This is a genomic window from Kitasatospora sp. NPDC036755 (genome assembly GCF_040636595.1).
Lineage (GTDB): Bacteria > Actinomycetota > Actinomycetes > Streptomycetales > Streptomycetaceae > Kitasatospora.
Window position 1 is genome coordinate 1 of record NZ_JBEZUT010000389.1, and the last position, 7,420, is coordinate 7,420.

Below are 7,420 nucleotides of genomic sequence, written 5' to 3' on the forward strand. Positions count from 1 at the left end.
CGGGCACCCGTACGTGGCCTGCTTCGGCGGCCCGGTCGAGTCCCCCGCCCCCGGCGACCCGGTCATCGACCACGTCGAGGGCTGGCATCACCGGGCAGGGCGCCCAGCGCCTCGGCATGGGAGCCGGGGCGGCCGAGGCCTTCCCGGCGTTCGCCGCGGCCCTCGACGCGGCCTGCGCGGCACTGGACCCGCACCTGGACCGCCCGCTGCGCGACGTGCTGTTCGCCGGGCGGGACGACGCGGCGGCCGCCCGGCTGGACCGGACCGGGTACGCCCAGCCGGCGCTGTTCGCCGTGGAGGTCGCCTGGTTCCGGCTGCTGGAGTCGCACGGGGTGGTGCCCGACCTGCTGGCCGGGCACTCGGTCGGCGAGCTGGCCGCCGCGCACGTGGCCGGGGTGCTCTCGCTGGAGGACGCCGCCGCGCTGGTCGCGGCCCGCGCCCGGCTGATGCAGGCCGCGCCCTCGGGCGGCGCGATGATCGCGATCCAGGCCGACCCGGAGGCGGTCGCCGCCTCGATCGCCGACCACCCGGCCGAGCTGTCCCTGGCCGCCGTCAACGGGCCGGAGTCGGTGGTGATCGCCGGGGACGCGGAGCTCGCGGACCGGATCGCCGGGCAGTGGCGGGAGCGCGGCCACCGGACCAAGCGGCTGACGGTCAGCCACGCCTTCCACTCGCCGCACATGGACGGCATCCTCGACGAGTTCCGCGCCGCGGCCGGAGCGCTGACCTTCCGGGCGCCCGCCGTCCCGATCGTCTCGACCGTCACCGGCCGACTCGCGCCGGCCGACCTGCTGGCCTCGGCCGACTACTGGACCGGCCAGATCCGGGCCACCGTGCGCTTCCGCGACGCCGTCCGGACCCTGCGCGGGCTCGGCGCCGGACTGTTCGTCGAGGTCGGGCCGGGCGCCGTGCTGACCGGCATGGCGCGGGAGACGCTCGGCGACGGCGACGCGGCGACGGCCGTCGCGCTGGCCCGGGCCGGCCGGCCGGAGGCCGAGACGTACTCCGCCGCCCTGGCCGCCGTCCACACGGCGGGCGGCGCGGCGGACCTCACCGCACTCCTGCCCGGGGCCGCCCCGGCCGGGACCGGGACCGGAGGCACCGCCGACGCGCCGCTCGACCTGCCGACGTACGCCTTCGGCGGCGAGCGCCACTGGCTCGCCCCGAGCAGCACCCGCTCCGACCCGCGCGGCCTCGGCGTCGACCCCGCCGGGCACCCCCTGCTCGGCGCCGCGCTCGACGTGGCCGGCGGCGAGGACCTCGTGCTGACGGGCCGGCTGTCGCTGCGCACCCACCCGTGGCTGGCGGACCACGTCGTCGAGGGCCTGGTGCTGCTGCCCGCCACCGCCTTCCTGGAGCTGGCCTTCGCGGCGGGCGAGCAGGCCGGGCTCGGCACCGTCGAGGACCTCACCCTGGAGGCGCCGCTGGTGCTGCCCGAGCGCGAGGCCGTCCGGATCCAGGTCCGGCTCGCCCCGGCCGACGGCACCGGCGCCCGGGCGTTCACCGTCCACGCGCGCCCGGCCGACGCCGCCGACGGCCCGGCGCTGCCGTGGACGCGGCACGCCACCGGCCTGCTCACCGCCGGGGACGACACGAGCACCGGGGGCGGGACGGAGACGGACGGGACGGCAGGCCCTGCGCCGGACGCCGCCTGGCCGCCCGCCGGAGCCGTCCCGCAGCCGGTCGAGGAGGCCTACCCGGCGCTGCGGGCCCTCGGCTACGACTACGGCCCGGCGTTCCGCGGCGTGCGCGCCGTGTGGCGGCTCGGCGAGGAGCTGCTCGCCGAGGTCGCCCTGCCCGAGGAGCAGCGCGACCAGGCCTCCCGGTACGGACTGCACCCCGCGCTGCTGGACGCGGCGCTGCACCCGCTGCTGCCGGGCGCGGCCGCCGGGACGGGCCCCGAGGAGATCCGGCTGCCGTTCAGCTGGTCCGGCACCCGGCTGCACGCGGCCGGGGCGGGCGCCCTGCGGGTCCGGATCACGCCGCTCGGCGGCCCGGGCACCGTCCGGCTGGCCGTCACCGACGGCACCGGCGCCCCGGTGGCGAGCGTCGCCTCGCTGGACCTGCGGCCGGTGCCGCGGGCCCGGCTGGCGGCGGTCTCCACCGAGGACGCGCTGTTCGCGGTCGAGTGGCCCGCCGTGTCCGGCGTGTCCGGCGTTCCCGCCGTTCCCGCCGGGCAGGTCCCGGCCGTGACCCGGACCGACCTGGACGGGGCCGACCTCGCCGGGGCCGAGCCGGCCGACCTGGTCGTGCTGACCCTCGCCCCCGGCACCGGGGCGCCCGCGGCCGCCGCCCGGGAGGAGACGGCCAGGGTCCTGGAGCTGCTGCGCACCGGACTGTCCGAGGAACGCTTCGACGGTTCCCGGTTCGCGCTGGTGACCACCGGCGCCGTCGCCGCACTGCCCGGCGAGGACGTGGCCGACCTGGTCCACGCACCGCTGTGGGGCCTGGCGCGCACCGTGCAGACCGAGCACCCGGGCCGGGTCCTGCTGGTCGACCTGGACGGGCGGGGCGACGCCCGGGAGCAGATCGCCGCCGCGGCCGCCACCGGCGAGCCCCAACTCGCCGTACGGGACGGAAGGTTGCACGCACCCCGGCTGGCCCGTGCGCCCCGGCCCGCCACCGGGCGGCCCGGGTTCGACCCGGCCGGCACGGTGCTGATCACCGGCGGTACCGGCGGCCTCGGCGGGCTGCTGGCCCGGCACCTGGTCGTGGAGCACGGCGTGCGCCGGTTGCTGTTGGCGAGTCGGCGTGGTGCCGGGGCGCCGGGTGCGGTCGAACTGGCCCAGGAGCTGGGGGAGTCGGGTGCGCTGGTGGAGTTGGTGGCCTGTGACGCGGCCGATCGTGAGCGGCTCGCCGAGGTCCTCGCGGGGGTGCCGGCGGAGCATCCGTTGACCGCGGTCGTCCATACCGCGGGTGTCACGGACGACGCGACGCTGGCCTCGTTGACGCCCGAGCGGTTGGACGGGGTGCTGCGGCCGAAGGTGGACGGGGCGTGGAACCTCCACGAGCTGACCCGGGGCCAGGACCTCAGGGCGTTCGTCCTCTACTCCTCCGTCGCCGGTCTGCTCGGCACCGCCGGTCAGGCCAACTACGCGGCCGCCAACACCTTCCTGGACGCGCTGGCCCAGCACCGCCGGGCCCAGGGCCTGCCCGCCCACTCCCTCGCCTGGGGCCTGTGGTCGGAGGCCAGCGCCCTCAGCACCCACCTCTCCGAGGCCGACCTGCGCCGCCTGGCCCGGCTGGGCCTCAAGCCGATCGGCAACGCCGAGGGCACCGCGCTGTTCGACCGCGCGCTGACCCTGGACCACCCCGTCCAGGCCCTCACCGGGATCAGCCCCGCCGCGCTGCGCACGGCCACCGGGCTGCCCGCACCGCTGCGCGGCCTGGTACCCGCCGCCCCGGCCGCCCCGGCGGCGGCGCCCCGCACCGACACGCTCCCGCGGCGGCTCGCCGGGCTCGGACCGGACGAGCAGCGGCAGCTGCTCACCGACCTCGTCCGGACCGGGACGGCCGCCGTCCTGGGCCACGCCGACCACACCGGGATCGGCAGCTCCCGCGCCTTCACCGAGCTCGGCTTCGACTCGCTCACCGCGGTCGAGCTGCGCAACCGGCTGGGCTCCGCCACCGGGCTGCGACTGGCCAGCACGGTGGTCTTCGACCACCCCAGCCCGGCCGCGCTCGGCGCCCACCTGCGCGACCTGCTGGCCGCCGAACTGGCCCCGCCGTCCCCGGCCGAACCGGTCCTGGCCGAGCTGGCCAGGCTGCGCACGGCGCTGCCCGACGCCCTGTCCGACCCGGCGGGCCAGGAACGCGTCGTCGCCCGGCTGAGGGAGCTGCTGGACCTCGCCGACCCGGCCGGGCGGGCCGGCGCCGACGGGCCCGACGGCACGGACCTCGACGACCTCGACGACGCGACCGACGAGGACCTCTTCGCCCTGGTCGACGAACTCGAATGACCTCCATCGCCCGAACGACCCCCACCACCCCCGTCTCCCCCCACCGGAACGACCCTGGAGCTGAGACCACGTGAGTGACGAGAAGCAACTCCGCGAGTACCTCAAGCGGGCCGTCGCCGACGCCCGCGCCTCCCGCCGGCGACTGCGCGAGGTCGAGGAGAAGGAGCAGGAGCCGATCGCGATCGTCGCGATGGCCTGCCGCTACCCCGGCGGGGTGACCTCACCCGAGCAGCTGTGGCAGCTCGTCGCCGATGGCGTCGACGCCGTGTCGCCGTTCCCCGGGAACCGCGGCTGGGACGAGGACCTGTACCACCCGGACCCGGAGGCCGTCGGCCGCTCCTCCACCCGTTCCGGCGGCTTCCTGCACGACGCCGACCGCTTCGACCCCGAGTTCTTCGGGATGTCCCCGCGCGAGGCCCTGGCCACCGACCCGCAGCAGCGGCTGCTCCTGGAGACGGCCTGGGAGGCCTTCGAGCGCGGCCGGATCGTCCCGGACGAGGTGCGCGGCAGCCGCACCGGCGTGTTCGTCGGCGCGATGTACAACGACTACGGCTCGCGCCCCCACCTGCCCCCGCAGGACTTCGAGGGCTACCTGTTCGCGGGCAGCGCCGGCAGCGTCGCCTCCGGCCGGCTGGCCTACACCTTCGGCCTGGAGGGCCCGGCGGTCTCCGTGGACACCGCGTGCTCGTCCTCGCTGGTCGCCCTGCACCTGGCCGCCACCGCGCTGCGCCGGGGCGAGTGCGACCTCGCGCTGGCCGGCGGCGTCACGGTGCTGTCCACCCCGCTGCCGTTCGTCGAGTTCTCCCGGCTGCGCGGGCTCTCGCCGGACGGCCGCTGCAAGTCCTTCTCCGCGCACGCCGACGGCACCGGCTGGGCCGAGGGCGTCGGCCTGCTGCTGCTCGCCCGGCTCTCCGACGCCCGGCGCGACGGACTGCCGGTGCTCGCCGTGGTCAGCGGTTCGGCGATCAACCAGGACGGTGCCAGCAACGGGCTCACCGCGCCCAACGGCCCGGCCCAGGAGCGGGTGATCCGCCAGGCCCTCGCCGACGCCCGGATCGCCCCGGGGGACGTCGACGCCGTCGAGGCGCACGGCACCGGCACCACCCTCGGCGACCCGATCGAGGCCCGCGCCCTGCTCGCCACCTACGGCGAGGACCGCCCGCGCGAGCGGCCGCTCTGGCTGGGCTCGCTCAAGTCCAACATCGGCCACTCCCAGGCGGCGGCGGGCGTCGGCGGCGTCATCAAGATGGTCGAGGCGATCCGGCACGGCGTCCTGCCCAGGACGCTGCACGCCGAGGAGCCGACCCCGCACGTCGACTGGGACGACAGCGCGCTCGCGCTGCTCACCGAGGCCCGGGACTGGCCGGAGACCGGCCGCCCGCGCCGCGCCGCCGTCTCCTCCTTCGGCTTCAGCGGCACCAACGCCCACGTCATCGTCGAGCAGGCGCCCGCCGAGCAGGTGCCGAGCGACGGGGACGACGCGCCCGGGGCGCCGTCCGCGGACGCCGAGCCGTCCGCGCCGGTGGTGCTGCCGACCGTGCCGTGGCTGCTTTCCGGCCGGTCCGCCGAGGCCCTGGACGCCCGGGCCCGCGACCTGGCCGCGCTGCTCGCCGACCGCGACGGGACGGGCGGCGAAGGAACCGATCGCGGCGGCGCCGGCCTGCTGGACACCGCGCTGTCGCTCGCCACCACCCGCTCGGCGCTGCCCCACCGGGCCGTGGTGGTCGCCGCCGACCGGGACGAACTCGACCGGGGCCTCGCCGACATCGCCACCGGCGGCCCCGGCGCCCTGCTCGGCCGGGCCGGGGAGGGCCTCACCGCGTACATGTTCACCGGCGGCGGCGCCCAGCGGATCGGCATGGCCAACGAACTGCGGGCCGCCTTCCCGGCCTTCCGCGCGGCCTTCGACGAGGTCTGCGACGCCCTGGACGAGCACCTGCCGCGCCCGCTGCGCACGGTGATCGAGACGGGCGACGAACTCGACCAGATCGACTACACCCTCGCCGCCCTGTTCGCGGTCGGGGTGGCGCTCTACCGCCAGCTGGAGGCCTGGGGCGTGCGCCCCGACTACCTGGTCGGCCACTCCACCGGCGAGCTGATCGCCGCCCACGTCGGCGGCGTGCTCTCGCTGCCCGACGCCGCCACCCTGGTGACCGCCCGCGGCAGGCTGATGCGCTCGCTGCCCGAGGGCGGCGCGATGATCGCCATCCAGGCCACCGAGGAGCAGGTGCTCGCCGCCCTCGACCCGGACGGCCGGGCGGTGCTCGCCACCGTCAACGGACCGGAGGCGGTGGTGGTCTCCGGCGACGAGGACGCCGCCGTCGCGGTCGCCGCCGCGCTGCGCGAACGGGGCCACCGCACCAAGCGGCTGCCGATCAGCCACGCCTCGCACTCGCCGCGGATGGACCCGATCCTGGAGGAGTTCCGCGGTGTCGCCGAGAAACTGACCTTCCACCGGCCGACCGTCCGGATCGTCTCCACCGTCACCGGCGAGGTCGAGAACGGCGACCGCTGGACCACCGCCGACTACTGGGTGGACCAACTCCGCAACCCCGTACGGTTCCTGGACGCCGTGCGGACCCTGGAGGCCGAAGGCGTCGACACCTTCCTGGAGCTCGGCCCGGACGGCGTGCTCTCCGCCATGGCCGCGACCTGCGTCGAGCGCGCCACCAGCGCCACCGTCCCGGCGATGCGCCACGGCTACCCGGAGCCGCACACCCTGGTCTCGGCGCTCGGCCGGCTGCACGTGCGCGGGGTGCCCGTCGACTGGGCGGCGTTCTTCGCCGGCACCGGCGCCACCCCGGTGGACCTGCCGACCTACCCGTTCCAGCGCGAGCGGTACTGGCTGGAGCCGGCCGCCCCGCTGCCCGCCGCCGGCGCCGACCGGGCCGGCCACCCGCTGCTCGACACGGTCGTCCCGGTGGCCGACGCCGACGAACTGCTGGGCGCCGGAAGGGCCTCGGCCCGGGCCCTGCCCTGGCTGGCCGAGCACACCGTCGGCGACACCGCCGTGCTGCCGTCCGCCGCCCTGGTCGACGCGGTGCTGCGGGCCGGACGCGAGGCCGGCAGCCCCGTGCTGGACGAACTGACCGCGCACGCCCACCTCGCGGTGCCGGACACCGGGGCGGTGCCGCTGCAGGTCCGGGTCGGCGCGCCGGACGAGGACGGCCTGCGGCCGGTCGCCGTGCACGCGAAGCCGGAGGCGGACGGGGCCTGGCTGCGGCTGGCGCACGGCCGGCTGCGCGGGGAGGACGCCCCGGCCCCGGCCCCGGACGCCTTCGGACGGGACGCCTTCGGACGGGACGCCGTCGAACAGGACGCCTCCGGGCCGGGCGTCGAGCTCGTGCTCCCCGAGGAGTTCACGGCCGACGCCGACCGCTACGGGCTCCACCCCGCTCTGCTGCAGGCGGCCCTGGCCGCCGCCCCGGAGCAGCCGGCCGGGCGCCTCGCGGTCCGCTGGC

The 7,420-nt window shown here is 77.6% G+C and carries 2 protein-coding genes; both read left to right on the forward strand.

The genetic code is table 11. The annotated features are described in order from the left end of the window. The first annotated feature begins 86 nt into the window (after positions 1-86). Entirely contained in the window at positions 87-3,959 is a 3,873-nt protein-coding gene (locus AB0E96_RS35935; protein ID WP_359830148.1) for an SDR family NAD(P)-dependent oxidoreductase, read from the forward strand. A 70-nt stretch (positions 3,960-4,029) separates the two neighbouring features. Beyond that, the coding region (locus tag AB0E96_RS35940; protein WP_359830146.1) for a type I polyketide synthase at positions 4,030-7,420 on the forward strand (3,391 nt) is incomplete at its 3' end.